Here is a 24,699-nt window from a genome sequence, read left to right on the forward strand (position 1 = left end):
AAGAGGATGGAGGGAATCGGCTATTATCGTTCGTATGATGCCTCGGCTCCTCGCCGGTTTCATTGTCGCGGCGTTTCTCGTCGGCTCCGTCGCGGGCGCGGCTCCCGCCTCGCCGGATTCCGAGTCCTTCCGGCGCAACTACCCGGCCGCACTCGACGCCGCCCGCAAGGGCGAGGTCGCCCGCTACAAGGCGCTCCTCGGTCGCCTCGACGGGTACGTGCTCCAGGGTTACGTCGAGTACGAGTACCTCAAGGACCGGTTGAACCAGGTCCCCGCGAAGACGATCCGGGCTTTCCTCCAGCGAAACGCTCATACACCGCTCGCCGAACAGATGCGCCAGAGGTGGTTGCGAACGCTGGCGGCGCGCAAGGACTGGACGACCTTCGAGCAGGAGTACGTCGAGATCGGCGACGATCCGGAGCTTTTGTGCCTGCGGCTCGGCAGGCTGGTCGCGACGGGCAAGCGCGACGCCGCGACCATGGCGAGGATCGAGCAGCTGTGGCTGACCGGCCGGCGGCTTCCGGCCGCGTGCGAACCGGTCTTCAATGCATGGCGCCAGGCCGGCCACATGACGAACGAGAAGCTCTGGGAGCGCATCGGGCTGGCCATGGAAGCGCGAAACCTGAGCCTGGCGTCCGACCTTGCGGCGCACCTGCCGGCCCGCGAACGGGTCTGGGTGAGCCGCTGGCAGCACATGTACCGGGACCCCGTGTCGCAGCTCGAGCGCCTGGGCTACCCCATCGACACCCCGGTCGCCCGCATGATCGTGAAGCACGGCATCGTGCGGCTCGCGTACCGCGACCCGGAGGAGGCGATGCGCCACTGGGAACGGCTGAAGCGGCAGCACCAGTTCTTCGGAGAGGACGAAGACTACGTGCTGCGCTACATCGGAATCCTCGCCGCGCAGCACCATCTCCCCTCCGCGCTCAAATGGCTCTCCGAGGTCTCGGCGCGCACGGACGACGTGTCGTTGCAGCTCTGGCGCGTGCAGGCGGCGCTGCGCGCCGGCGAGTGGGAGACGGCACAGCGCTTCATTGCCGCGCTGCCCGAGGCCGAGCGGAATACCCCCCGCTGGCGCTACTGGAGCGCGCGGGTGCACGAGCTCAAGGGCGAGCGGGCGCAGGCGCGGGAGCTGTACGCGCCGCTCGCCCGCGAGCGCGACTATTACGGCTTTCTCGCCGCGGACCGCCTGGGGGTCGACTATTCCATGCAGCACGTCGCCATCGAGGCGGGGCCCGAGGAGGTGGACGCCATGCTGGCGCGCCCGAGCGTGCGCGCCGCGCAGGAGCTTTACGCGCTGGGGCAGGTCGTCGACGCGCGCCGGCAATGGAACTGGGTGATCCGCGACCTGAACAACCGCGAGCTCCAGGTCGCGGCGGTGGTGGCGCGGGAGTGGGGCTGGTACGACCGCGCGCTCCAGACGGTCGCGCTCTCCGATCATCCGGACGACCTCGAGCTGCGCTTTCCGGTCCTCTACCGCGACGTCATCGAGGCGAACGCGCAGCGCTACGGTCTCGACCCGGGCTGGATCTACGGTGTCGTGCGCCAGGAGAGCGGCTTCGTCGTGGACGCCCGCTCGCCGGCCGGCGCCGTCGGCCTCATGCAGCTCATGCCGTCGACCGGGCGCGAGACGCTGCGCAAGCTGAAGCTCGGCGCCCGCACGGCCGAGGCGCTGCTGTCCGTGGAGCACAACGTGCGCCTCGGCGTGACGTATCTCAAGGGCGTGCTCGAGCGCTACGGCGGTCACCAGGTGCTCGCCACCGCGTCGTACAACGCCGGTCCGAACCGGGTCGCGAGCTGGGTTCCGGAATCGGAGCTCGATGCCGACGTGTGGGTAGAGACCATTCCCTATAACGAGACGCGCGGCTACGTGAAGAACGTGCTCGCCTTCGCCGCGGTCTACGATTACCGCCTGGGCCTCACGCCCACTCGCCTCGCTTCGCGCATGCCGGCGGTGGCGCCGGCCGCGCCTTGACTTGCCCGTAGCCGGTTTGTACAACGCGGTCGGCTCCCACCGCGACGCGCGCATGCCCGCTCTCAACGTCTGCCTGCTCGGAGGCACCGGCTTTGTCGGCCGGGCGATCGCCGCGCGCCTCGCGCAGGGCGGGCACCGCCAGCGCGTACCCACCCGCCGCCACGCGAATCACCGCGACCTGCTCGTGCATCCGGGGCTCGTGCTCGTCGAAGGCGACGTGCACGAGCCGTCCTTCCTGCGCCGGCAGTTCGAGGGCATGGACGTCGTGATCAACCTCGTCGGCATTCTGAACTCGCGCGACCGCGCGGGACGGCAGTTCGAGCGCGTGCACGTCGAGCTTCCGGGCAAGGTGGCGCAGGCGTGCGAGCAGGCCGGCGTGAAGCGGCTGCTTCACATGAGCGCGTTGCACGCGACGCGCGACGCGCCCAGCCGGTACCTGAGGACGAAGGCGGCGGGAGAGGAGGCGGCGCACGCGGCCTCGCCCGAGCTGCGCGTCACCAGTTTTCGGCCGTCGGTGATTTTCGGGTCGCGCGACGGGTTCACGAACCGTTTCGCCGGGCTGCTTCGCCTCGCGCCCGGCGTCTTCCCGCTCGCCTGCCCCGACTCGCGCTTCCAGCCGGTCTACGTCGAGGACGTCGCGCAGGCCTTCGTGGCCGCGATTCCCGAGCACCGGACCTTCGGGCGTCGCTACGACCTCTGCGGGCCGAGGATCTACACGCTGCGCGAGATCGTGGCTTACGTCGCCGAGCTCCAGGGCAAGCGGGTGCGCATCCTCGGTCTCGGCGATCGTCTGTCGCGGCTGCAGGCGGCCGTGCTCGAGCTGGCGCCGGGCAAGCCCTTCTCACGGGACAATTACCGCTCGCTGACCGTGGACAGCGTCTGCGCCGAGGGAGCCAATGCCTTGCGGGGCGTCTTCGGCGTGATGCCGACGCCGCTCGAGCGGGTCGCACCCGGCTGGCTGACGCGGGGCCGGACCGCGCCCCGTTAACGCTCCTCGAGCCGCGCCGGCAGCGTCGCGGTGGTGAGGATGCTTCCGAGCGCCGCCGTACGCTCGATCTCCGGCAGCTGCCCGAGCTCGGTCACGGCCGCATAGAACGCCGAAAGATCGCCCTTGTGCGTCCGCAGCAGCGCCTGCAATGCCGGGACGTGGCGATGGTAGGTCCCGAGCGAGAGCAGGTGGGCGTTGTTCAGGTCCTGGGCGAACCAGGCATCGTAAGCCGCGTGGCCGCCCCAGCGTTCCTTGAGGCGCGCGTAGTCCTCGCGCATCTCGGCGAAGATCTGCGTTTTGCCGGCACGCTTCTCCTCGACCGTGACGCCGGAATCGTACAGCTGCTCGAGCCGGTCGCGGTGCTTGAGCACGAGCGCGACGAACTCCTCGCGCCGCTTCAGCCGCTCTTCGTAGCGCGCGTAGGCGTCGTCGTCCGCCGTCTGCCGGAGCCAGCGACGGATGCCCTCGAGCTCGATGGTCATCGCGAAGGACTCGCTGAAGGCGGTGTCGCCCCGCACGTAGAGCCGCTGGTGCGCGAGCTCGTGGAACATGAGCCCCGCGATCTCGACCGTCGGGCGGTGGACGATCGTGTTCAGCATGGGATCGCGCAGCCACCCCAGCGTGGAGTAGGCGGTCACGCCGCCTACGTAGACGTCGTGCCCTTCCGCCCGCAGCTTCGCCGCGAACGCCTCGGCGTCCTCGCGCGCGAAGTAACCGCGGTAGGCGACGCACCCGGTCACGAGGAAGCACCACTCGCGCGGCTTGAGCGAGAGCTCCGGGGTCGCGAAGACGTTCCAGAGCACGTACTGGCGCCCGACGTCGGCATAAGCGCGGTAGCTGGAATTGTCGGGCAGCCCGAGCTCGCGCGAGGCGTAATCGCGCAGCGTGAGCACGGTGGCGAGCTTCTCCTTGAGATCCGGGCCGGTCTCGGGATCGGCAATCACCTTGTCGATCGGGCGAGCCTTGGAAAGGATCTCCACCTGGCCGTTGACCGCCTGCGCGTAGTAGCTCAGGTTGGCGCAGCCGAGGAGCGAGAGGACCGCGAGGGTCGTGAAGAGGACTCGTAGAAGGCGCATGAATTCCCCTTGGCCGCGGCACTATGCCACAATGGCCGCCGCCGCAACATGGCCGCCCGAACATCGTGGCCTCTGTCCCGACGGGCGCGCCGCGGGCCGGCCTTCCTCGAGGAGCCCATGCAGATCTATCTCGTCGGCGGCGCCGTGCGCGACCGGCTCCTCGGCCTGCCGGTGACCGACCGCGACTACGTCGTGGTCGGCGCCACGCCGGAGGAAATGGTCGCCAGGGGGTTCCGTCCCGTCGGCGCCGACTTCCCCGTGTTCCTGCACCCCGAAACGAAGGAGGAGTACGCGCTCGCCCGCACGGAGCGCAAGTCCGGTCACGGCTACAAGGGCTTCACGGTGTATGCGGCGCCCGACGTCACGCTCGAAGAGGACCTGCGCCGCCGCGACCTCACCATCAACGCGATGGCGGAGACCCCCGAAGGCGAGCTCATCGATCCCTTCGGCGGCGAGCGCGATCTGCGCGACGGCATTCTGAGGCACGTCTCGCCGGCCTTCGCCGAAGACCCCGTGCGGGTCCTGCGCGTCGCGCGCTTCGCCGCGCGCTACGCGAAGTGGGGCTTCCGCGTGGCGCACGGGACGATCAAGCTGATGCGCGGGATCGTGGATGCGGGTGAGGTCGATCATCTCGTGCCCGAGCGGGTGTGGTCGGAGCTCGAGCGCGCTCTCGGCGAGGACCGGCCATCGCGCTTTTTTGCCGTGCTCAGGAGCTGCGGCGCGCTCGCCCGGCTCTTTCCGGAGATCGATGCGCTGTACGGTGTCCCGCAGCCCGAGCGGCATCACCCGGAGATCGATACCGGGGTGCACGCGATGCTCGTGCTCGAGCAGGCCGCGAAGCTCTCGGCGGACACGCGCGTGCGTTTCGCCGCCCTGCTGCACGACGTGGGCAAGGGCACCACGCCGCCGGACGAATGGCCGCGCCACATCGATCACGAGTCGCGCGGCGCGCGGCTGATCGTCGATTTCTGCGCCCGCTTCCGCGTGCCGAACGAGTACCGCGACCTCGCGGTGCTCGTCGCCCGCTATCACGCACACTGCCACCGCGTTCAGGAGCTGCGTCCCGGAACCGTGCTCGAGGTCATCGAGGCGCTCGACGCCTTTCGCCGGCCCGAGCGCGTGGAACAGTTCCTGCTCGCCTGCGAGGCCGACGCGCGCGGGCGCACCGGGCACGAGGACGCGGAGTATCCGCAGGCGGAGCTTTTCCGGCGTGCGGCGGCGGCCGCGCGCGGGGTCGACACCGCGGAAATCGCACGGAAGGCGGCCGAACAGGGCCTCACGGGGCCGGCCGTGGGCGAGCGGATCCGCGCGCGCAGAACCGAAGCGATCAACGCGGTATTATTGGATGCCCGGTCGACAGGAGCAGGATCATGAGAAACCGCACCGCCGCTTTCGTGTTTCCGCTCTTTCTCGTGATTTCCGCCGTCCTGGTCGGCCTGCGCGCCGCCGCGGCAGCGGAAGGCGGAGAGCCGGGGGCCGCCAAGGTCGTCTGGCACGTGGACTTCGGCAGTCCACGGCGCCTGAGCGCCATGATCCAGAACGTGAACAACATGGTGACGACCTACCAGGAGAACCTGCAGGACTACGACGTCCGCATCGTGTTCCTCGCGGCCGGCATCCGCTTCGTCACCGAGGATCCGCTCGCCAAAACGCCGTTCGCCGAGGACAAGGCGCTCAAGGCGCGCCGGGGCGAGCTGATACAGCGGCTACAGCAGCTGCGCCAGCTGCACAACGTGAAGCTCGAGCTGTGCGAGATCACCCGCGAGGCGATCGGACTGCGCAAGGAGAAGGTGATCGAAGGCGTCGAGCCGGTGCGATCGGGCGTGGTGCGCATCGCCGAGCTGCAGAGCCAGGGATTTGCTTATCTGAAGATTGAATGAATCAGACGGTGAATGGTGATCCGTGACGGGTGATGGGCGAGCCCGTCACGAATCACGAGTCGTCGGTCCGCTTGGTCTGCGCGCCCGTTTTCGGAACTCCCTGAATAGTTTGTCACTGCGAGGAGCGAAGCGACGAAGCAATCTCGCATCGCACGAGACGGAGCTTCTTCGCTGCGCTCGCAATGACAAAAGAAGCCCCAAAATGAAACCAACCTCACTCGAGAACAATCGGCGGGCGCCGTCGGCGCAGGCCGCGCCGCGCATCGGCTTCGTCAGCCTCGGCTGCCCCAAGGCGCTCGTCGACAGCGAGCGCATCCTCACCCAGCTGCGCGCCGAGGGGTATGCGCTGTCGCCGTCCTACGAGGGCGCGGACCTCGTGGTCGTGAACACGTGCGGCTTCATCGAGGACGCGGTCGAGGAGTCCCTCGAGGCGATCGGCGAGGCCGTGGCCAAGAACGGCCGGGTCGTGGTCACCGGATGCCTCGGCGCGCGCGCCGAGCTCATCCGCGCGCGGCACCCGCAGGTGCTGGCGGTCACCGGTCCGCACGCCTACGACGAGGTCATGCGGGCCGTGCACGCCGAGCTCGCGCGCCCGCACGATCCGTTCACGGATCTCGTTCCGCCCGCCGGCATCAAGCTCACGCCGCGTCACTACGCCTACCTCAAGATTTCGGAGGGGTGCAACCATCGCTGCACGTTCTGCGTGATCCCGCAGCTGCGCGGCGATCTGGTCAGCCGTCCGGTCGGCGAGGTGCTGAGCGAAGCCGAGGCGCTGGTGCATGCCGGCGTGAAGGAGCTGCTCGTGGTCTCGCAGGATACGAGCGCGTACGGCGTCGACGTGAAATACCGCACCGGCTTCTGGCAGGGCCGCCCGGTGAAGACGCGCCTGACGGAGCTGGCCCATGCCCTCGGAGGTCTGGGCGCGTGGGTCCGGCTGCATTACATCTATCCCTATCCCCACGTCGACGAGCTCATCCCGCTGATGGCGGAAGGGCGCCTGCTTCCCTACCTCGACGCCCCGTTTCAGCACGCGAGCCCCGCGATCCTGAAACGGATGAAGCGTCCGGCCGCGGCCGCGGACGTGCTTGCGCGCCTCAAGCGCTGGCGCCAGGCCTGCCCGGACCTCGCCGTGCGCAGCACCTTCATCGTCGGTTTCCCGGGAGAGACGGAGGCCGATTTCCGGCGGCTGCTCGACTTTCTGGAGGAGGCGCAGCTCGACCGGGTCGGCTGCTTCAGCTACTCGCCGGTGGACGGCGCCCCCGCCAATGCCCTGCCCGATCCGGTCCCCGAAGACGTGAAGGAGGAGCGACGCGCCCGGCTCATGGCGCTGCAGGCGCGCATCTCCGCGGAGCGGCTGCAACGCCGCGTCGGGCGGGAGATGACGGTGCTGGTCGACGAAGCGGGACCTGAAGGCGAGGCGATCGCGAGGTCGCCGGCGGACGCTCCCGAGATCGACGGACGGGTCTACCTGGAGAATTCAGGCGGCGTCGCCGCCGGCGACTTCATCAAGGTGCGCGTTACCCGCGCCGGCGAGCATGACCTCTGGGCAACCACGGACAAATGTTGAATGTTCAATTCTTGGTGCATAGTTAAGGTGCGCGCTTCGCGCGCTCGTGAATTCAACATTCGACATTAAGAATTCAAAATTGCCGTTCACAGTCGGCTCCGCCGGTCCTGCATTGCGAAACCGGCGAGCGCCGGCACCGGGCCGCGCGCCAGGCCGATCACCTTGAAGAGCTCTCCCATTTCGCTCGGCAGAGTCAGCTTCTTCACCTGCTGGGTCAGCGCGAGATGCGCGCGCACGTCATTCGGATCGGAATCGGCGAGCAGGCGGTCGAGGCCGCTTCCCAGCAGGAAAGCCGCCTGCGAGGTGTAGCCGACGACGGAAAGCCCCGCGGCGCGCCCCGCCTCCGCGATCGCCGTGAAGTCCACGTGCGCCGTGATGTCCTGAAGGCCCACCAGCACCAGCGGATCGTCGTGCACGCGATGCCGGTAGTGGCATACCAGCGTGCCCGTCGCGCGCTCGGGGTGGTAGTACTCGCTGCGCGGGAAGCCGTAATCGATGAGGAGGATCAGCCCTTGCTCCAGCCGCTCGGCAAGGCTTCGCACCCAGCCTTCGCCGGCAAGATTCACTTCCGAGACGTAGCCCGCGGGGAGATCGAGCCCGTCCACCCGTTCGGCCACTGCCGCTCGTGCGGGTGCCTCCCGCCACGCGAACCGGGACCCCTCGACGCCGACGTGAAGCTCGCCCGCGCCGTCCGCTCCGGCGATGAAGCGGACGACGGGCAGGGCGTCGATCAACTCGTTCGCGAGGACGACGCCGCGAAAGCCGGGCCCGGGCAGCCGATCCAGCCAGGCGACATGCGGCAGGATCTCCGGGACCCGCTCCCGCAGCGTCGCCTCCTGGCGCGCGCGCAGCTCGCCGCTCACCTCCAGGATGAGGTATCGCCCGGGCAGGGCGCCCGTCGCGGCGAGCTGGGACAGCAGATCGGCCGCCAGATTGCCGCTGCCCGCGCCGGCTTCGAGCACGTCGCCACCCTTCAGGTGATTCAGCACTTCGGCGACGGGATGCGCGAGACAACGCCCGAAGAGCGGGGAAATCTCCGGTGCGGTGACGAAATCGCCGCTCTCCCCGAAGCGCTCGGTGGGCGCGCTGTAGTAGCCGAACCCGGGGCTGTAGAGCGCGAGCTCCATGAAGCGGTCGAAACCGATCGCCCCGCCGGCGCCGGCGATTTCCGCCCGTATCCGGTCCGCCAACGCCTCGCTCCGTGCTCGTGCTTCCGCGGCAGGCGGCGGCAACGCCGGAGAGGATCGGGGTCGGAAAGTCACGGGTATTGGCGCGCCAAGGGCAAGGCGGGTATCGTGGACCAATTGCCCTCGCGCGGGAAGGCCGCGCCGGATGCCAGACAACTCACTCCAAGACAAGGTCGCGCTCATCACCGGCGGCGCGCAACGGATCGGCGCGACGCTCGCCCGCTCTCTGCATGCCGAGGGCATGCGGCTCGTTATTCACTATCTTTCCTCCGAGGCCCGGGCGCACGCCCTGCAGCGCGAGCTGCACGAGGCGCGGCCGGACTCCGTCATGCTGGTGCGCGGGGACCTCGCGAACGGCGAGCGGCTGGCGAAGAACCTGGTGTACGAGACGGTCGAGGCGTTCGGCCGGCTCGACGTGCTCGTCAACAACGCCGCCCGCTTTTACGCCACGCCGCTCGCGGCCGCCACCGAGGCGCAATGGGACGAGATCCTCGACACCAATCTCAAGGCGCCGTTCTTCCTGGCCCAGGCGGCGCTGCCCCACCTGCGCAAGACCGGCGGCGTAATCATCAACATCGCGGACATCTACGCCGAGCGCCCGCTGCCCAACTTCCCGATCTACAGCATCGCCAAGGCCGGCGTGGTCATGCTCACTAAGGCGCTCGCGCGCGAGGCGGGCCCCGAGGTGCGCGCGAACGGGATCGCGCCCGGAGCGATCCTCTGGCCGGAAGGCGGGCTCGACGAGATGTCGAAGCAGCGGATCATCTCGCGCACGCCGCTGAAGCGGTCGGGCGATCCCGCCGACATCGCGCGCGCCGCGCTCTACCTGATCCGCGACGCCGGCTACGTGACCGGGCAGGTGCTCGTCGTGGACGGCGGGCGGTCGGTCGCGGTCTAGCTAGCGCAGGTCGAGCGCGACCGGCCGGAGCGAGCGGTACCCCTCGAACCGGCGCCACAAGGCCGCGAAGCTTTGACCCGTTTCGGGGTGTCTTCCTTCGGGTTCGATGTCGGCGAGGGGCTTGAGCACGAAGGCGTAGCGGGTGATGTCCTCGCGGGGCAGCCGCAGCCCGGGCTCGTTCAGCACGAGGTCGCCGTAGAGCAGCAGGTCCAGATCGAGCGTGCGCGAATGCATGCCGTCCGCACGGCGCTCCCGCCCGTGCGCGCGCTCGATGTCGAGCAGTGCCTGCGCGATGGCGCGCGGCGGCGCGTCGCTGTCGAAGGCGGCGACCAGATTGTAGAAGTCGTCTCCCTCGAAGCCCTCGGCGGGTGATTCGTAAACCGGCGAGAGGACGAGGCGGCCGTAGCGCGCCCGCAGCTCGGCGGTCGCGCTCCGCACGTTTCGCTCCCGATCGATGTTGCTTCCGATGGAGACATAGGCGCGCGCCATCAGCGCCTCTCGCGCTCGATCACCACGCCCACGTCGCCGGCGGCCCGCAGGGCGCCGCGCTTGTTGATGCGCACCCGCACCCACGGCAGGCCGAACTCCTCGAGCAGGAGCGCGGCGATCCGCTCGGCGAGTGTCTCCACGAGCTGGAACTCCGAGGCCGCGGCGTACTCGAGCACGCGCCTGGTGACGGCCTTGTAGTTGAGCGCGTCGGCGATTTGGTCGCTCGCCGCGGCGCGGCGGTTATCGGCGGCGAGGTCGAGATCGATCAGCACCGTCTGGCGGACGCGGCGCTCCCAGGCGTAAATACCGATCACGCACTCGGCCCTGAGGTCGCGGACAAAGACGATGTCGTGCGGGGCGGGCGTCATGGCAGGCGCCGGACTATAACCAAAAAGGGCGGGCGGTGTCTTGACGGCCGGGCGCGGCGACCGTCCAATGAGCGCCCGTGCTTTACCTCACCCTTCCGCTGGCTTACCTCCTTGGCTCCCTGCCGATGGCGATCCTCGTCGCCCGCGTGCTCGGCCTGCCCGATCCGCGCACGACCGGCTCGCGCAACCCCGGGGCGACGAACGTGCTGCGTTACGGCGGAAAGGCCGCGGCCGCGCTGACGCTCGCGGGCGACGTGCTGAAGGCGGTGATCCCGGTCGGGCTCGCGCGCGGGCTCGACGCCGACCCGTTGATCGTCGCCGGCTGCGGCTTGCTGGCGTTTCTGGGTCACCTCTACCCGGTCTTCTTCGGCTTCAAGGGCGGCAAGGGCGTGGCGACGGCGCTGGGCGTATGGCTCGTGATCGCCCCCGCCGTCGCCGGGCTGCTGATCGCGACGTGGGTCGTTGTCGCGGCGGTCTTCCGGTATTCCTCGCTCTCGGCCCTCGTCGCGGCGCTCGCCGCTCCGCTTTACGTCTGGTGGCTCGCGCCGATCGACGCGTACGTCCTGCTGAGCCTGCTCATGAGCGCCCTTCTCGTCTGGCGTCACCGCACCAACATCCAGAAGCTCGCCACCGGCCAGGAGTCGCGCATCGGCGCGAGCCGGAGCGGCTGAGATCTCCGGCGGCGCCCGTCGCGCGACGGAGACCGCACTAGCCGGAAACGGCGGGGAGGTCGGTCAGGCGCCAGCGGGGGCGCGCGCCGAAGCCGAGCGGCTCATGCTGTCCGGCCGTGAGCCGAAGGTAGCCTGCGTACGCGATCATCGCGCCGTTGTCCGTGCAAAGCTCGAGCCGTGGATAGTGGACGGCGACCCGGCGGCGATCCCCGAGGTCTTTCAGGCGTCGCCGCAACAGGGCGTTTGCGCTCACGCCGCCGGCGACAACCAGCCGCTCATGGCCGGTCGTCTCGAGCGCGCGATCGCACTTGATCGTCAGCGTGTCGATGACCGCCTCCTGGAAGGCCGCCGCGATATCGGCGATCGTCCGGGAGTCGAGCACCCCCTCCTGCCCCGAGACCGCATGGACGCAGGCCGTCTTGAGGCCGGAGAAGGAGAAATCGAGGCCGGGGCGGTCGGTCATCGGGCGGGGAAAATGAAAGCGGCCGGGTCGCCCGTCGAGGGCCGCCTTCTCGATTGCCGGGCCGCCCGGGTACCCGAGCCCCAGGAGCTTCGCCGTCTTGTCGAACGCCTCGCCCGCGGCATCGTCGATCGACTCGCCCAGGATCGCGTAATCGCCCACGCCGCGAACGTCGGCGAGGAGCGTGTGGCCGCCCGAGACGAGTAGGGCGAGGAACGGAAAAGCCGGCCCGCCCGGCTCGAGCAGGGGCGAGAGCAAATGGCCTTCCATATGATGCACGCCCACGGCAGGTACGCCCCAGGCGAATGCGAGCGCGCGCCCCAGGGCGGCCCCGACGAGGAGCGCCCCGGCAAGCCCCGGTCCGGAGGTGTAAGCGACCCCGCCGATTTCCCCCGGCCCGGTCCCTGCCTCCTCCAGGACCCGGCGAACCATCGGGAGGGTCTTGCGGATGTGGTCCCGGGAGGCGAGCTCGGGAACCACCCCCCCGTACTCGAGATGCAGGGCGATCTGGGAGTACCGGCGGTGGGCGAGCAGGCCGCGATCTCCGTCGTAGACGGCGATGCCGGTGTCGTCACAGGAGGTTTCGATGCCGAGTACGCGCATTGGGGGAAAGCGGCGGCCAGATGTACAAAAGACCGGGGAGCCATTAGAATCGCGCCCCTTCCGGCAGATCGCCGCCGTTAGGCCCGATTTTCCGGCGGCAGTTCCGTCTTTTAACCCTTTCAGAGCGAGGTGACCAGTCTCGATGCCGTCCGTACGCGTCAAAGACAACGAGCCGTTTGAGCTCGCGCTGCGCCGCTTCCGCCGCTCCTGCGAGAAGGCGGGCATCTTCACCGAAATGCGCCGCCGCGAGCACTATGAGAAGCCCACCGAGATCCGCAAGCGCAAGGCGGCCGCTGCCCGCAAGCGGGAGCTCAAGAAGATTGCGCGCATGAACGCGCCGCGTATCGCGCGCACCCCGTAGGCCCGACCGGGCGCAATGACCCTCAAGGACCGGATCAAGGACGATCTCAAGCAGGCGATGCGCGATCGGGACCAGCCGCGCATCGATGCCCTCCGGATGCTGGCTGCGGCAATCCAGCGGCGCGAAGTCGACGAGCGCATCACGCTCGACGACGCGCAGACGCTCTCGGTGATCGACAAGCAGATCAAGCAGGCCCGCGAGTCGATCGAGCAGTACCATAAGGGCGGCCGCGCCGACCTCGTCGCGAAAGAGCAGGCCGACCTTGCCCTCTGGCAGGCCTATTTGCCGCAACCCCTTTCCGATGTCGAAATCGACCGCCTCATCGCCGACGCCGTCCAGGCGACCGGCGCCGCGTCGGTCAAGGACATGGGAAAGATCATGGCGATCCTCAAACCCAAACTCCAGGGCAGGGCCGACATGGCCCAGGTCGGGGCCAAGGTCCGCGCCCGGCTCGGCGGGTAGATCGCCGGCCACTCCTCGCTAAGCGCCCCAAACGAATCGGATTTCGGACGGCTCTCGCTGGCGTACCGGGCTTGTGGCTTAATCTGTCGTCATGCCCGGCCGCATCCCGAAGGAGTTCATCGACGAGCTGCTGCTTCGGGTCGACATCGTCGAGGTGATCGACGCCCGGGTACCCCTCAAGAAGGCCGGCAAGGACTACAAGGCCTGCTGCCCCTTCCACGACGAAAAGACCCCTTCCTTCACGGTCAGTCCGGCCAAGCAGTTCTACCACTGTTTCGGCTGCGGGGCGCACGGCACCGCGATCGGCTTTCTCATGGAGTACGAGCATCAGAGCTTCCCGGAGGCGGTGGAAGAGCTGGCCGGGCGCGTTGGGCTCCAGTTGCCAAGAGAATCGCTCGTTTCAAGCGAAAAAACAGAAGCGAGCGCTAACTTATTTCGAGTCCTGGAGGACGCGGCCCGCTATTACCGAAGTCAGCTGCGGGCTCATGCGCCCGCCATCGAGTACCTCAAACGGCGGGGGATCAGCGGCGAAATCGCCGCCGCATTCGGCCTTGGCTACGCGCCCGACGGATGGGACCACCTCGTCCGCGTCCTCGGCAAGGAGGCGCCCCAGCGGGAGCTGCTGATTCAGGCGGGACTGGCCGTCCGCAAGGAGGGGGGCGGCTGTTACGACCGGTTCCGCGACCGGGTGATGTTTCCGATCCACGATTACCGGGGACGCATCATCGGCTTCGGCGGGCGCGTGATCGGGAAAGGCGAGCCGAAGTACCTGAACTCGCCGGAGACCCCGCTTTTTCATAAGGGCAAGGAGCTTTACGGCCTCTACCGCGCCCGGGACGCGATCCGGTCGGCGGGACGGGTCATCGTGGTGGAGGGATACATGGACGTCGTCGGGCTCGCGCAGTTCGGGATCGACAACGCCGTGGCCACGCTGGGGACCGCCACCACGCGTGAGCATCTGGAACGGTTGTTTCGGTTCGCCCAGGAGGTCGTCTTTTGTTTCGACGGCGACCGGGCCGGCCGGGAGGCGGCCTGGCGCGCCCTCGAGGCGGCGCTGCCGATTCTGCACGAAGGCCGGCAGATCAGCTTTGCGTTTCTGCCGGAAGGCGAAGACCCCGATTCGCTCGTCAGGGTCGAAGGTGCACAGGCCCTTCAGGACCGCCTGGGAAGCGGACTTTCGCTGCCGGAATACTTCTTCCAGACGCTCGGTGCAAAAGTGGACCTCGGACGGCTGGATGGGCGCGCGCGTCTGGTGGAACTCGCGACCCCCCTATTGTCTAAGATGCCCGCGGGCGCTTTTCAGCAGATGATGCTGGACCGGTTGGCCGATATCAGTCGCATTCCGTCGACCGCCGCGGCGGAAAGAAAGACAGCCGCCGGGCCCAGCAGTAGAGATTTCCGCAGGAATTACGCCGGACCGAAGCCGCCGCCATCCGTCGTACGCGTCGCGGCCGCGTTGCTCGTGCAGAATCCCGCTCTAATCGCGGAGATCGACGACCCCGAGCTGCTCGGGGAGGCGGACCTTCCCGGAATGGAGGTCTTCCAGAAGATCGTGCAGCTCCTGAGGGAGCAGCCCAGGCTCAATACCGCGGCCCTCATCGAACATTTCAGGGAGAGCGAGCACGAACCTGTGCTCGCGCGACTTGCGACCTGGAGTCATTCGAGTCTCGCTCAGGACGTGCGCGCGGAGTTTCAGGGTGCTCTTTCCCAGCTGAGGCTAAAGGCGATAGAAACCGTGACGGACCGGCTGGTGCAGAAGGGAAAAGTGTTCGGGCTCAGCGAGGCCGAAAAGACCGAGCTGAACCGGCTGCTCACCGCGAAGCAGGAGATCCGACAAACGGCTCCGACTCATTGAATTTCTTGGGGTTAATGCCCATCTAAGCTATACTTTCGCGTTTTACTTAACACCCACGAATCCAGCACCGGAATTACACATGGATCAAGAAACCCAGCGTTCCCAGCTCCGCAAGCTCATCATCCAGGGCAAGGAGCAGGGCTTTCTGACGTATCGGGAAATCAACGATCACCTGCCCGAGGACGTCCATGACACCGACCAGATCGAGGCGGTGGTCAGTATGATCAACGACATGGGGATCCAGGTGTTCGACGAGGCGCCGGATCCCGATGCGCTGCTGCTCAAGACCGAACCCGCGCCCGCGGACGACGAAGAAGAGGCAGCCGAGGAAGCCGAGCAGGTGCTCGCTTCCGCCGTGGACAGCGAGTTCGGCCGCACGACCGATCCCGTTCGCATGTACATGCGCGAGATGGGCACGGTGGAGCTCCTCACGCGCGAGGGCGAGATCGAGCTCGCCAAGCGCATCGAGGACGGTGTGCGCCAGACGACCGAGGCCATCGCGGCGTGCCCCGCGGCGATCGCGGAGGTCGTGCGGATGATGGATCTGGTCGAAGCCGACCAGATGCGCCTCACCGATCTCGTGGTCGACTTCGTCGACCCGAACGCGCCCGACATGCCGCTGCCCGAGGTGACGCCGAAGGCGGCCTCCGACGAGTCCGAAGAGGAGGAGTCCGAGTCCGGCGGGGGCGGCGGAGACAGCGAGGAGGAGGGTGGACCGAACCGCGAGGAGGCGTTCGCCCGCTTCGCGCGCATCCGCAAGCTCCACACGAGCCTCATCAAGACCATCGCCAAGAAGGAGTACGACAGCCCCGAGGCGAAGCGCGTCCAGAAGAAGCTCGCGGACGAGTTCATGCAGATCAAGTTCGTCTCGAAGCAGGTGAACCGCCTGGTCGAGTACGTGCGCTCGCTCGTGGATCAGGCGCGCGGGCAGGAAAAGGTCATCATGGACGTGTGCGTCGCGAAGTCGCGCATGCCGCGCAAGACCTTCCTCAAGATCTTCCCGGGGAACGAGACCAACAAGCGCTGGGTCAAGCGCGCGATCAAGGCCGACGGCGTGAATGCTGCTGTCCTCGAATCGCACGCCGATGAGGTGCTGGGGGCGCAGGACAAGCTGAAGCAGATCGAGGAGCGTGCGGGCCTTCCCATCGGGGCTCTGAAGGAGGTCAATCGCCGCATGTCGATCGGCGAGGCCAAGGCGCGCCGGGCGAAGAAGGAGATGGTCGAGGCCAACCTGCGCCTCGTGATCTCGATCGCCAAGAAGTACACGAACCGCGGCCTGCAGTTCCTGGATCTGATCCAGGAGGGCAACATCGGCCTGATGAAGGCGGTGGACAAGTTCGAGTACCGTCGCGGCTACAAGTTCTCGACCTACGCGACCTGGTGGATCCGGCAGGCCATCACGCGCTCGATCGCCGACCAGGCGCGCACCATCCGCATCCCGGTGCACATGATCGAGACGATCAACAAGCTGAACCGCATCAGCCGGCAGATGCTGCAGGAGATGGGCCGCGAGGCCACGCCCGAGGAGCTCGCCGAGCGCATGGACATGCCCGAGGACAAGATCCGCAAGGTCTTGAAGATCGCCAAGGAGCCGATCTCGATGGAGACGCCGATCGGCGACGACGAGGACTCGCACCTCGGGGACTTCGTCGAGGACCAGAACACGGTGGCGCCGCCCGAAGCGGCACTCGGTTCGGGCCTCAAGCAGGCGACCATGGACATCCTCGGCACGCTCACGGCGCGCGAGGCCAAGGTGCTGCGCATGCGCTTCGGCATCGGCATGAACACCGACCACACGCTGGAAGAGGTCGGGAAGCAGTTCGACGTCACGCGCGAGCGCATCCGCCAGATCGAGGCCAAGGCGCTGCGGAAGCTCCGCCATCCCTCGCGCTCGGAACACCTGCGCAGCTTTCTCGACTAGAAGTAGCGCGATCCGCCATGGCAGAAGGGCCCGTAAGGGCCCTTCTGTTCAGCGGCTCGACCGTTCCCGCCGATTCACATGGCGCACTCCGGGTTGTGCGCTTCTGCATGGCAGTTCGCACAAAGCAACACGCATTTCTCTGCTTCGGCAACGACCGCCTGCCATCGTCGGTTGGAAAGCGTTCTGAGATCGAGCTGAAAGTCCTTGGCAGACGGGTCGGGATGATGCAACTGCAAGGCGGCATAATTGTCTTTGTAACCGCAGCGCGCGCAGCGAGCGCCTTTCATGCGGATCAACGCAAGCTTCCGTTCGCGACCCCGACGCTGTTGCGCCTGGTAGGATTGATGCCGGTTGTTGGTATCGACATTCTTGCAGCGTCGAGAACAGAATCTACGTTGTAGCCCTTTGAGCGGCTTTCGGCAGATCGCGCATTTCTTATGGGTGCCCTGCGTTGACATCGGATTCTTGTAGGTTGCCTAATCCGTATACTAATCGGGTGCCGTGCGCTCAAGAAGAGAGTACAGGCGATAGCTGCTAGAATTCGCCGCGTTGGGCCTGTAGCTCAGTCGGTTAGAGCAGGGGACTCATCACAGCGGTGCGCTCACATCGAAAGGTGTGAGATGAACGGGATGAATTCAGGGAACCCGTAGCGCCCGGTCGGTTCGATCGGTTACGCCGGCGACCCTGAGCCAAGCCGGGGGTGCACTCCCGGAAGGTGCAGAGACTACCTGAGGGCTCCAGTGCCCTTAATGACAGGCTCGAGCGTCCCGCGCCCTAACGATGGCGGAAGTCGTCGAGGGCGGTGAGATAGTCCACTCCCGCGGGAAACGGCGGGGCAGAGTGAATCCCTTGGTCGTAGGTTCGAGTCCTACCGGGCCCACCATCTAGCCGTCGGTGGCAAGAGAGCAGCACGGCCTCGCTTGTGCCTCGGCCTCGCCATCGTTGGAGCGGCGCTTGACGGGCGAAGACACGTCGATTGTCTTCGCCAACGCGACGACCCGCCCTTGCCGACCCATCAGCCCGCCATCCTGTACCTCACGCCGTCGATGCTCCGCGGCTGACGTTACCGGGCGCTCGCCGCCAGACACCGCTGCCGGTTGGCGGCCGCGTGTCGCTCACGCGGTGCCGCACTTTCCGCACATCGGCTTTCCGCAACCGCTGGAACAATAAGGGCTTTCGTCAAGCGCTTGGCCTGTGTTGAATAGCCCCCGGCGCTCGATCGAAGCGCCTCTCTCCACGAAGGCCGTCTGGCCGCACAACACTCCGAGGGCTTCCGTCATGTATCGGTTTCGCATCGTTTCTCTTGCATTCTCGCTGTGCCTCCTCGCCGCATGCGGTGGTGGAGGCGGGGGCTCGGGCGGTGGGGACGGCGCCGGCTTTTCGGATGACGGCTCGATTGCGGGGCGGGATCTCGCCGGCGTGGAGCGCGCGGTGCCCTCGACCATGGGCGCGCTCGAGGCGATCTAGCCATCCATTTGCCTCCCAGAGAAGTCGGGTAGGCGCGATTCCGGAAGGGAGCCGATCGGGGACTGGGGCGCCGCCTCGTGCTGTCCTTTCGGCGAGACTCAGCTTGCCTCGGTGGCTCGAGTCGAGTCCCCCGCCCGCTGGCTCCACCGATACCAGATCAGTCCCAGGCGTTCGCTCAGCGCGCGGCTGCTGAGCTGCAGACCTTGAGCCGAAGGGAGATAGCGCAGGAGACGCGGCCTGTCGGGTTCCACGCGGTTGAAGCCGGTCGGGGCCGGGATCACGCGGAGCCCGGCTTCGGCGAACGCCCAGCGGGCGCGGGGCATGTGCCAGGCATGCGTGACGAGGTAGACCGTCACGATGCCCTCGGCTTCGAGGATGGTCCGCGTATGGAGGGCGTTCTCGAAGGTCGTCCGGGAGCGGCGCTCCAGCCACCGCGGCGTAACGGCGAAGTCCCGGACGAGCGCTTCCCGCATGAGCTCGGCTTCCGGCTGCTCCTCGCCGTACACGCTTCCGCCGGAGACCAGCAGCGGCCACCCGGTGGTGCGGTGCAGCCGGGCCGCGTAGCGCAGTCGCTGCAGCGTGTGGATGCTGACGGTGTCCGTCCCGTACTCGGGGGCGTCGGCTTCCCGCCCTCCGCCGAGCACGACGATGGCGGTATGCGCGTCGCCGTGCCCGTTCACGCTTGCGAGCGCGAGCGGCTCGGAATCCGCTTCGAGGCCGTGAATGAGCGCGGTACCCACCGGGGGCGAGCTGAGCAGCGCGAGGAGCGCGAGCGCGAGGCCGGTCACCGTCAGCCCGACGTGCCGCCAGCGAATCTGGATGAGTAGCCCGAGCAGAGCGAGCAGGATCAGCAGGGCGGGCGGGGTGAGAAGCAGGCCCAGCGCCTTGGTCGCGACCAGCATCCAGCTAGTACGCGCGGGCGGCCTGCTGTTCGGCGTGGTAGGACGACCGGACCATCGGACCGCTCGCCACATTATGGAACCCGAGCGCCTCGCCCAGTCGCGCGAAGGCCGCAAACTCCTCGGGCGTCACGAAACGCTCGACCGGCAGGTGGTGCCGGCTCGGCTGCAGGTACTGCCCGATCGTCAGCATGTCGCACCCGGCCGCGCGCAGCTCGCGCATCACGCCTTCGATCTCCTCGTTCGTTTCCCCGAGGCCCACCATGAGACCCGACTTGGTCGGGACGTCCGGGTGGCGCTCCTTGAAGCGGCGCAGGAGCTCGAGCGAATGGCGGTAATCGGCGCCGGGGCGCGCGGCCTTGTAGAGCCGCGGCACCGTCTCGAGGTTGTGGTTGAAGACGTTCGGCAACGCCTGCCCGAGCGTCCCGAGCGCGACCTCCAGGCGCCCGCGGAAATCGGGCACGAGGATCTCCACCGACGTCGCCGGCGTGTGCGCGCGCACGGCGCGGATGCAGGCCACGAAGTGGGCCGCCCCGCCGTCGCGGAGATCGTCGCGATCGACCGACGTGATCACCACGAACCGCAGCCCCATCGCCGCAATCGCGCGCGCCAGGTGATCGGGCTCGTCGGGATCGAGCGCGTCCGGTCGGCCGTGGGCCACGTCGCAGAACGGACAGCGACGGGTGCACAGCCGCCCCATGATCATGAAGGTAGCGGTGCCGTGGCGGAAGCACTCGCCCAGGTTGGGGCACGACGCCTCCTCGCACACGGTGTTCAGTTTGTGCTCCCGCAGCAGCGCCTTGAGCCTTCCGACCTCGGGATGCGTGGGTGCCTGGGCGCGGATCCAGGGCGGCTTGCGCAGCGGGGCCCTCGGGACCACCTTGATCGGGATGCGCGCGGTCTTCGCGGCGCCCTTGAGCGCCCGGATGTCGTCCCGTCCTGATTCAGCCATTGAGCGATGACGGCCTGTGTGCGCCGGGGGCGGCGGCCTCCGGTCGGGTCTCAGTATATCCCAGCAGGGCGAGCACCCGTTGCGCGAGCGCCTCGCCGGCCGCGCCGCTCTCCGCGTCCGGGATGAAATCGGCGAGCTGGGCGACCTGCAGGCCGGAGTAGCCGCACGGCTCGATCACGCGGAACGGCGCCAGGTCCATGCGAGCGTTGAACGACAATCCGTGGTAGGTGCAGCCGCGCCGCACCCGCAGGCCGAGGGAGGCGATCTTGCGCCCCTCCACGTAAACCCCCGGCGCGCCCGCGCGCCGCTCGGCCGCGATTCCGCGATCCCTGAGCAGGTCGATCACCGCCTGCTCGAGCGTGCCGACGAGGGTCCTGATGCCGATGCCGCGCCGCGCCAGCTCGATGAGCACGTAGACCACGGATTGCCCCGGGCCGTGGTAGGTGATGTCGCCGCCGCGATCGGTGGGAATCACCGGCACGTCGTTCCCCGGCCGCACGGTGCGCGCGTTGGCCTTGAGCCCGAGCGTGTACACGGGCGGGTGCTCGAGCAGCCAGATCTCGTCGGCGGAGTCGCCGTCGCGGCCCTCGGTGTAGGCACGCATCGCCTCGACCGTCGCGGCGTAGTCCACGAGGCCCAGGCGGCGCACCACGCAGGGCAGCGGTTGCACTACTCGACCTTGCCTTCGCAGAAGGCCTGCTTGTACGCCTTGTAGAGCGCGAAGAGCTTCGCGTGCAACGGACCGGGCCGCCCGGTGCCGACCGGCCGGTCGTTGAGGCGCGTGATGGAAAGGATCTCGCGGGTCGAGCTCGTCATCCAGATCTCCTCGGCCGTGTAGAGGGCGGACTCCGGCAACGGCTCCTCGCGCGCCGGGACCCCGTTCGCGTGAGCCAGCTCGAGCACGAGGTCGCGCGTGACGCCGGGCAGGATGAAGGGGCCGTTCGGCGGTGTGACGAGCGTGCCCCGGTTCACGACGAAGATGTTACTCGCCGCACCCTCGGTCACCAACCCGTCGCGGATCAGGATCGCCTCCGCCGCGCCGCGATCGATGGCCTGCTGGCGCAGGAGCGCGTTCGCGAGCAGCGCGATCGCCTTGATGTCGCAGCGCAGCCACCGGATGTCGGCGGCCGTCACGGCGGCCACGCCCTCCGCGACGGCGGCCGCCGGCGGATACTTGAGCGGCTGCGCGTACGCGAATACGGTCGGCTTCACGCCCGCCGGAAACGCGTGATCGCGGGGCGCCACGCCGCGCGTGACCTGGAGATACACCGACTGGTCGCCGTCGCCGTTCTCGCGCACGAGCCGGGAGAACACCGTTTCCCACTCCCCGGCGGTCAGCGGGTTCTCGAGGCGGATCGCGGCGAGGCTGCGCTCCAGCCGGGCGAGATGGTGCGCGAGGCGGAAGAGGCGACCGCCGAACACCGGAATGACCTCGTAGACGCCGTCGCCGAAGACGAATCCCCGGTCGAACACCGAGACGCTGGCGCGTCCGGGCGGCAGGAATTCGCCGTTCAGGTAAACGAAGGGAGTGTCGATCATGTCGTCGCCGCCGTTGAAGTTCTGGGAATAAAGATGGGGACTCAAGGATCGGGCCGCGTGCGCGCAAGCCCGGTCGGGAACGCGCGGCCCTCGTCTATCGGAACCAGAGTCGCAGACTGTCCATCGCCCGCGTCGTCCAGCCCCCCGTGCCGACGTCCCGGAGAGCGACCAGCGGATACTCGGCGAACACCTTGTCGTCGAGCTGGAGCGCGAGTACTCCGATGCGCTGGCCCTGGCGCACGGGCGCCTCGAGCATCTCCTTGATCGTCAGGCGCGCGCGCAGGCGGGAGTACCACCCGCGCGGAAGCGTGACGTAGAGGTTCTGTCGCACGCCCAGCGGCAGCGTCGCCTGTTCGCCCATCCACACGCGCACCTCCGTCGTCGGCCGGTCCGCGGCGTAGAGGAGCTTCGTCTCGAAGTTGCGAAAGCCGTAATCGAGGAGGCGCTGTGCGGCGTCGACGCGCGCCGCCTCGCTGGGCGCGCCGAGGACGGTGGCGATGAGGCGCATGTTCTCGCGACGCGCGGATCCGACCAGGCACCAGCCGGCGGCATGCGTGAACCCGGTCTTCAACCCGTCGACCGTGGTATCGCGCCAGAGGAGCGCGTTGTTGTTGTAGTACTTCAGCTCGTTCACGCTGATCTCGCGCAGCCCGAACCATTCGTAGTGCTCCGGGAAGTCGCGGATCATCGCGACCGCCAGGCGGCTGAGATCGCGCGCCGTCGAGACGTGGCCGGGGGCATCGAGTCCGGTGCTGTTGACGAAGCGGGTGCCGGCGAGGCCCCAGCTGCGCGCCCGGACGTTCATGAGCTCGACGAAGCGGGACTCGCTGCCTGCGACGTGTTCCGCGAGCGCGACGGTCGCGTCGTTCGCCGACCGCACGATCGCGCTCTTGAGCAGGTCCTCCAGGATCGGCGTGCCGCCCGGACGCAAGAAGATGTTCGCGCCGGGCGTGCCCGCCGCGCGGTCGCTGACCGTCACCCGCTCGCGCAGGCTCACCTCGCCGGCGCGCAGCTTCTCCAAAACGAGGTACGCGGTCATGAGCTTCGTCAGGCTCGCGGGCGGCATGGGCTCGTCGGCGTCGTGCTCCGCGAGCACGGACCCGCTGTGGTGGTCCACGAGCAACCACGCCCGGGCGGGTACCTCGGGCGCCTTCTCCAGGGCGGCGTGCGCCGGCGCCAGCAGAGTCAGGAGGAGCAGGCCGACGATGATGTGCAGGCGGCGCATCAGTCGACCACGATCAGGGCGTCGGGCACGCCCTGGCGCCCGGCCTCCTCGACGAGGCGATCGCCCTGTTCGACGCTCGCGACCGGGCCGATGCGGACCCGGTAGAGGGGTGTCGCGCCGCCCGCAGCGTCGCCGGCGGCCTGGATGTAGATCGGCGCGAGCCCGGCCCGCTCGAGGCGGTCTCGCAGCGCGACCGCGTTGGCGTGCCGGGTGAAGGCCCCGACCTGGACCGAGAGCCGGGGCCCGGCATGCGGCTCGGTACCCGCCTGCGCGGCGGAGACGACCGACAGGCGAGGACGGCTCGCGACGGTGGTGGCGGGCGCGGGCGGCGCGTGCGGGTCGAGCGTTTCGACCTCGACGATCCCGGTCCCGCTTCCCGCGATTCCGAGCTTCCAGGCGGCCGCGTAGGAGAGATCGATCAGCCGGTTGTGCAGGAACGGCCCGCGGTCGTTTACCCGCACGACGACGGAGCGGCCGTTCTCGAGATTGCGTACGCGCGCGTAGGAAGGCAGGGGCAGGGTCTTGTGGGCCGCGGTCATCGCGTACATGTCGTAAGGCTCCCCGCTCGAGGTGCGGCGTCCGTGGAATTTCTTCCCGTACCAGGAGGCGACGCCGCGCTCGCGGTAGCCGCGCGCCTCGGCGAGCGGCGTGTAGCCGACGCCGAAGACCGTGTAGGGCCGGTTGCCCGACTCGCTCAGGGGCTCGGCGCGCGGGACGGCATCGGGTACGGCCGCGAGGTCCACCGGCGCGCGCTCGTGCGGGCCGTCGTCCTGGTAATAGCCGTCGCGCTGCGGCACGGTTCCACAGGCCGCGAGCAGCAGCGCGAGCGCGAACAGCGGGAGACGAACGATCATGCGCCCTCTTCGTATAGTTCCCGAATCGCCCGGCCCAGCTCGTAGACGGCCATGGCGTAGCGCTTGCTGCGATTATACCGGCTGATCGCGTAGAAGTTGTCGTAGCCAAGGCGGTAGACCGGACCCGATTCCCCTTCGAGGACGATCACCGCCGCTCGGCGGTCGTCGTCGGGCCCGGCCGCCGTCGCCGGCCGCGGTCGCGGGAAGATCCCATGGCCGAAGAGCTGGCGTAGCGTCAGGGTGGGCTTCAGGCCGAGGTCCCCGAGCCACTCGTACAGGTCCCCCTCCACCTCGACCTCGTCGACGATCGGCGCGCCCGGCACCCAGCCGTGGCGCCGCAGGAAATTGGCGACGCTCCCGATGGCGTCGGCGTTCGAGCCGAGCAGATCGGGTTTGCGGTCGCCGGTGAAGTCGACCGCGTACTGCCGGTAGCTCGAGGGCATGAACTGCGGGATGCCGAGCGCCCCCGCGTAGGAGCCCTTGACCTCGAACGCGTCGACCTTGAGCTCGCGTGCCAGCAGCAGGTACTCCTCGAGCTCGCGGCGGAAAAACTCCGCGCGCCGCGGATAGCCGAAGGCGAGCGTGGCGAGCGCCTCCAGGGCGGGGAACCCCCCGGTGTTCTCCCCATAGTTCGTCTCGACGCCGATAATCGCGACGACGATCTCGGGCGGCACGCCGTACTCCCGTTGCGCTCGCGCGAGCGCCTGCGCGTGGGTCCGCCAGTAACGCGAGCCGAGGCGCGCGTGCCGGTCGGTCACGAAGCGCCGGCGGTACTCGTGCCACGGCAGGCCCTCGGCCGGCCGCTCCATCGCGGCGATGATCTCGGGTCGCATCGTCCCCCGCGCGAACAGCCGTTCGAGCGCGCTCGCGTCGAAGCGGTGCGTCGCGCGCATGTGCTCGATGAAGACCGGCACGTCGGGGTGCTCCAGGAGCGGCGTGGCGGTCGCCGGCGAGGCGGCAAGCAGGGCCAGCAGCCCGATGGGCAGATACCGGAGGCGCATC

Annotated in this window: 25 protein-coding genes; 12 read left to right on the forward strand and 13 right to left on the reverse strand. The window is 68.4% G+C overall.

All coding sequences use genetic code 11. From position 1 onward, the window contains the following. Positions 1-34 precede the first annotated feature (34 nt). Positions 35-1,975, forward strand: a complete 1,941-nt coding sequence (locus SVA_RS00755; protein ID WP_096457388.1) for a transglycosylase SLT domain-containing protein — start codon at positions 35-37, stop codon at positions 1,973-1,975. Between the two features lie 52 nt (positions 1,976-2,027). Next, entirely contained in the window at positions 2,028-2,963 is a 936-nt protein-coding gene (locus tag SVA_RS00760; RefSeq protein WP_096462763.1) for a complex I NDUFA9 subunit family protein, read from the forward strand. On the opposite strand, the gene SVA_RS00765 is transcribed toward SVA_RS00760, so the two are convergent. Further along, complete coding sequence (locus SVA_RS00765; RefSeq protein ID WP_096457391.1) at positions 2,960-4,039, reverse strand: aminopeptidase; 1,080 nt, start codon at positions 4,037-4,039, stop codon at positions 2,960-2,962. The two genes, SVA_RS00760 and SVA_RS00765, sit on opposite strands and share 4 nt — an antisense overlap. 117 nt (positions 4,040-4,156) lie before the next feature. Between SVA_RS00765 and SVA_RS00770 the strand changes: the two genes are divergently transcribed. The 3 genes from SVA_RS00770 to rimO all read left to right on the forward strand — a co-directional run bounded on the left by SVA_RS00770 (position 4,157) and on the right by rimO (position 7,486). Next, on the forward strand, positions 4,157-5,413 hold the full coding sequence (locus SVA_RS00770; protein WP_096457394.1) for a multifunctional CCA addition/repair protein: 1,257 nt from the start codon (positions 4,157-4,159) through the stop codon (positions 5,411-5,413). Then, positions 5,410-5,919, forward strand: coding sequence for a DsrE family protein (locus SVA_RS00775; RefSeq protein WP_096457397.1), 510 nt, complete (start codon positions 5,410-5,412; stop codon positions 5,917-5,919). Before SVA_RS00770 ends, SVA_RS00775 begins: the two co-directional genes overlap by 4 nt. A 202-nt stretch (positions 5,920-6,121) precedes the next feature. Further along, positions 6,122-7,486, forward strand: a complete 1,365-nt coding sequence (gene rimO, locus SVA_RS00780; protein ID WP_096457400.1) for a 30S ribosomal protein S12 methylthiotransferase RimO — start codon at positions 6,122-6,124, stop codon at positions 7,484-7,486. Positions 7,487-7,572: 86 nt separating this feature from the next. On the opposite strand, the gene SVA_RS00785 is transcribed toward rimO, so the two are convergent. Beyond that, entirely contained in the window at positions 7,573-8,676 is a 1,104-nt protein-coding gene (locus tag SVA_RS00785; RefSeq protein ID WP_197703305.1) for a class I SAM-dependent methyltransferase, read from the reverse strand. Positions 8,677-8,818: 142 nt separating this feature from the next. Between SVA_RS00785 and SVA_RS00790 the strand changes: the two genes are divergently transcribed. Further along, the gene (locus SVA_RS00790) at positions 8,819-9,571 is read left to right on the forward strand and encodes a pteridine reductase (RefSeq protein ID WP_096462764.1); all 753 of its coding nucleotides are present in this window, start codon (positions 8,819-8,821) and stop codon (positions 9,569-9,571) included. On the opposite strand, the gene folK is transcribed toward SVA_RS00790, so the two are convergent. Both folK and folB read right to left on the reverse strand, forming a co-directional pair. Next, a complete protein-coding gene (gene folK, locus SVA_RS00795; RefSeq protein ID WP_096457406.1) occupies positions 9,572-10,060 on the reverse strand; it encodes a 2-amino-4-hydroxy-6-hydroxymethyldihydropteridine diphosphokinase in 489 nt (162 codons plus the stop codon). Further along, a complete protein-coding gene (gene folB / locus SVA_RS00800) occupies positions 10,060-10,428 on the reverse strand; it encodes a dihydroneopterin aldolase (RefSeq protein WP_096457409.1) in 369 nt (122 codons plus the stop codon). Before folB ends, folK begins: the two co-directional genes overlap by 1 nt. Positions 10,429-10,505: 77 nt before the next feature. Between folB and plsY the strand changes: the two genes are divergently transcribed. Then, a complete protein-coding gene (gene plsY, locus SVA_RS00805; protein ID WP_096457412.1) occupies positions 10,506-11,099 on the forward strand; it encodes a glycerol-3-phosphate 1-O-acyltransferase PlsY in 594 nt (197 codons plus the stop codon). A gap of 37 nt (positions 11,100-11,136) precedes the next feature. On the opposite strand, the gene tsaD is transcribed toward plsY, so the two are convergent. Beyond that, positions 11,137-12,162: a tRNA (adenosine(37)-N6)-threonylcarbamoyltransferase complex transferase subunit TsaD gene (gene tsaD, locus SVA_RS00810; RefSeq protein ID WP_096457415.1), complete on the reverse strand. Its 1,026-nt coding sequence runs from the start codon at positions 12,160-12,162 to the stop codon at positions 11,137-11,139. 142 nt (positions 12,163-12,304) lie between these two features. Between tsaD and rpsU the strand changes: the two genes are divergently transcribed. The 4 genes from rpsU to rpoD all read left to right on the forward strand — a co-directional run bounded on the left by rpsU (position 12,305) and on the right by rpoD (position 16,761). Continuing rightward, positions 12,305-12,523 carry a 30S ribosomal protein S21 gene (rpsU, locus tag SVA_RS00815; RefSeq protein ID WP_096457418.1) on the forward strand — a complete coding sequence of 73 codons (219 nt, stop codon included), beginning with the start codon at positions 12,305-12,307 and terminating at the stop codon, positions 12,521-12,523. 15 nt (positions 12,524-12,538) lie between these two features. Further along, the gene (locus SVA_RS00820) at positions 12,539-12,985 is read left to right on the forward strand and encodes a GatB/YqeY domain-containing protein (RefSeq protein ID WP_096457421.1); all 447 of its coding nucleotides are present in this window, start codon (positions 12,539-12,541) and stop codon (positions 12,983-12,985) included. A gap of 91 nt (positions 12,986-13,076) precedes the next feature. Next, positions 13,077-14,840, forward strand: a complete 1,764-nt coding sequence (dnaG, locus tag SVA_RS00825) for a DNA primase (RefSeq protein WP_096457424.1) — start codon at positions 13,077-13,079, stop codon at positions 14,838-14,840. A gap of 79 nt (positions 14,841-14,919) precedes the next feature. Further along, positions 14,920-16,761 (forward strand): RNA polymerase sigma factor RpoD, encoded by a 1,842-nt coding sequence (rpoD, locus tag SVA_RS00830; protein WP_096457427.1) that lies wholly within the window; start codon positions 14,920-14,922, stop codon positions 16,759-16,761. A gap of 74 nt (positions 16,762-16,835) precedes the next feature. Here rpoD and SVA_RS19255 read toward each other — a convergent pair whose 3' ends face one another. Further along, the gene (locus SVA_RS19255; protein WP_148665338.1) at positions 16,836-17,219 is read right to left on the reverse strand and encodes a DNA gyrase inhibitor YacG; all 384 of its coding nucleotides are present in this window, start codon (positions 17,217-17,219) and stop codon (positions 16,836-16,838) included. An 820-nt stretch (positions 17,220-18,039) separates the two neighbouring features. Here SVA_RS19255 and SVA_RS00835 point away from each other — a divergent pair. Then, complete coding sequence (locus SVA_RS00835) at positions 18,040-18,228, forward strand: hypothetical protein (protein WP_096457430.1); 189 nt, start codon at positions 18,040-18,042, stop codon at positions 18,226-18,228. 98 nt (positions 18,229-18,326) lie between these two features. On the opposite strand, the gene SVA_RS00840 is transcribed toward SVA_RS00835, so the two are convergent. The 7 genes from SVA_RS00840 to mltB form a co-directional block, all read right to left on the reverse strand. Then, positions 18,327-19,130 carry a YdcF family protein gene (locus tag SVA_RS00840; protein ID WP_169923913.1) on the reverse strand — a complete coding sequence of 268 codons (804 nt, stop codon included), beginning with the start codon at positions 19,128-19,130 and terminating at the stop codon, positions 18,327-18,329. 4 nt (positions 19,131-19,134) lie between these two features. Next, the gene (lipA, locus tag SVA_RS00845) at positions 19,135-20,079 is read right to left on the reverse strand and encodes a lipoyl synthase (protein ID WP_096457436.1); all 945 of its coding nucleotides are present in this window, start codon (positions 20,077-20,079) and stop codon (positions 19,135-19,137) included. After that, positions 20,072-20,749 carry a lipoyl(octanoyl) transferase LipB gene (gene lipB / locus SVA_RS00850; protein WP_231971822.1) on the reverse strand — a complete coding sequence of 226 codons (678 nt, stop codon included), beginning with the start codon at positions 20,747-20,749 and terminating at the stop codon, positions 20,072-20,074. The genes lipA and lipB overlap by 8 nt, the downstream gene beginning before the upstream one ends. Then, positions 20,749-21,618 carry a D-amino acid aminotransferase gene (locus SVA_RS00855; RefSeq protein WP_096462765.1) on the reverse strand — a complete coding sequence of 290 codons (870 nt, stop codon included), beginning with the start codon at positions 21,616-21,618 and terminating at the stop codon, positions 20,749-20,751. The genes lipB and SVA_RS00855 overlap by 1 nt, the downstream gene beginning before the upstream one ends. A gap of 94 nt (positions 21,619-21,712) precedes the next feature. Then, complete coding sequence (locus SVA_RS00860) at positions 21,713-22,843, reverse strand: D-alanyl-D-alanine carboxypeptidase family protein (protein ID WP_096457442.1); 1,131 nt, start codon at positions 22,841-22,843, stop codon at positions 21,713-21,715. Beyond that, positions 22,843-23,697 carry a septal ring lytic transglycosylase RlpA family protein gene (locus SVA_RS00865; protein WP_096457445.1) on the reverse strand — a complete coding sequence of 285 codons (855 nt, stop codon included), beginning with the start codon at positions 23,695-23,697 and terminating at the stop codon, positions 22,843-22,845. Before SVA_RS00865 ends, SVA_RS00860 begins: the two co-directional genes overlap by 1 nt. Beyond that, entirely contained in the window at positions 23,694-24,698 is a 1,005-nt protein-coding gene (gene mltB, locus SVA_RS00870) for a lytic murein transglycosylase B (protein ID WP_096457448.1), read from the reverse strand. Before mltB ends, SVA_RS00865 begins: the two co-directional genes overlap by 4 nt. Position 24,699: the final 1 nt, after the last annotated feature.

This window comes from Sulfurifustis variabilis, from assembly GCF_002355415.1.
GTDB lineage: Bacteria > Pseudomonadota > Gammaproteobacteria > Acidiferrobacterales > Sulfurifustaceae > Sulfurifustis > Sulfurifustis variabilis.